Raw genomic sequence first — 1,598 nt, forward strand, 5'->3', positions numbered from 1 at the left:
GGAACTGCGCGGCCAGCACCCCCAACCCGACCCGGTCCACCAACCGGTCCCCGGCCTTCTCCTTGACCTGACCACGCCTCGGCACAGCCAGAACCTACACGATCAGACCTTAAGTTCCTGGTATTGGCGGATGACCTCACGTGGGGTTTTGCCTTCCGCGAGGCGTCGTTGCTGGTAGGCGCGGGTGCGGGGGTCGCAGCGCAGACGGGTAATGACAATGCGGTGGAGGGCGGCGTTGGCTTGGCGGTCGCCGCCGCGGTTGAGGCGGTGACGGTGGGTCTTGCCGGATGACGCTTCGAGCGGGCTGACGCCGCACAGGGCGGCGAAGGATGCGTCGCTGGCCAGCCGTTGCGGGTTGTCGCCCGCGGCGATGAGCCAGGGCCGCGGCTGTATCTGGTCCCACGCCGACGCGGGTGAGCAGTGCGGGTGTGTGACGGGTGAGCAGGGTGGTCAGCTGTCGGTTGAGGTCGTTGACCTCGTCGGTGAGCTGCAGGATCCGGGTGGCCAGCCGGCGTAGCGTGTAGCGCGCGGTGGTGGGGGTGTCGAGCGGTGCGACCTCATCGAGGGCGGCGCATCGGCGGACGAGGGTCATGGGGCCCAGTCCTGTGAGGGATTCACGCAGGGCCGGGTCGGCGCGGACCAGGACGGCTTTGAGTTGGTTGACGGCCTGGGTTCGGGCTTTGACCGCGGAGGTGACTCTGCTGCTTAATTCGGGGTTTCGGCTGCGAGTTGGTGGCTGAGGCGGGTGAGTCTGCTGGTGCGGGGTGTGAAGGGCGGCTGGTGGGGGTTCCCGTGGGCGTCGAGGCGGATGACGTTGATCGCGGTGGCGGAGAAGGCGTGTTGGAGGCGGGTCTTGGGCAGGCCGCGGTAGCGGGCGTTGCGTAGGCCGGTGACGTCGAGGGCCTGGTTGATGGTTCCCTCGATCCCGGCGCGTAACGCGTACCGGGTCTTCCAGGTGTCGGTGGCCTGCTCGGCCCGGGCGGTGGCCAGGGTCTCGTGAAGCTCCTTCGGGCGCAGGCTGAGGAAACGGGCGCCGCGGGCGGAGGCGGTGCAGGCCTTGCGGGTGGGGCAGGGGTGGCAGTCGGTGCGGGCGAACTGGACAACGATGGCGTCGCGGTCGTGCTGGCGGACGGGGTACCAGCCGGTGCTGGTGTGGCCCTGCGGGCAGCGGGCCTGGCGGGTTTTCCAGTCGATCCGGAACGCGGTCTTGTCGAACCCGGCGTGGGCTCTGGCCTGGGGTGAGTGGTCGAGCAGGGCGGGGGTGACCATGGTGATGCCCCGGGTCGCGGCGTCGTGGATGAGGTCGGCGGAGGAGTAGCCGGCGTCGAGGTAGTGCTCGGCGGGGGTGAGGCCACGCTCGGCGAGGGTGGCCTGGACGGTCTCGGTGGCCTTCACGTCCGGGACGCTCGCCTGGGTGGTGAGAACATCCGTGATCAGCCGTAACGGCAACGCGTCGGCGTCGGCGTCGGCGTCGGCGGGAGGGTCGCAGGTTTCGGTGAGGGTCGGGTAGCGGCGGCGCATTGCTGCGCCGCCGCCCCCTCGGAACCCGGCGTGCCACTCGTCGCGGCACCGGGCTCGGGCTCCCACATGGGCGGGCA

The 1,598-nt window shown here is 70.4% G+C and carries 2 protein-coding genes; both read right to left on the reverse strand.

The features are described 5' to 3' along the window. Window positions 1–102 precede the first annotated feature (102 nt). Window positions 103–393 carry a transposase gene (locus AB1460_RS37325; RefSeq protein ID WP_368967265.1) on the reverse strand — a complete coding sequence of 97 codons (291 nt, stop codon included), beginning with the start codon at window positions 391–393 and terminating at the stop codon, window positions 103–105. 312 nt (window positions 394–705) lie between these two features. Further along, window positions 706–1,598 (reverse strand): transposase (locus AB1460_RS37330; protein WP_368967263.1); only part of this gene is annotated, 893 nt, incomplete at its 5' end.

It is taken from the genome of Parafrankia sp. FMc2 (genome assembly GCF_041008525.1).
In the GTDB taxonomy this organism is placed as follows: domain Bacteria; phylum Actinomycetota; class Actinomycetes; order Frankiales; family Frankiaceae; genus Parafrankia.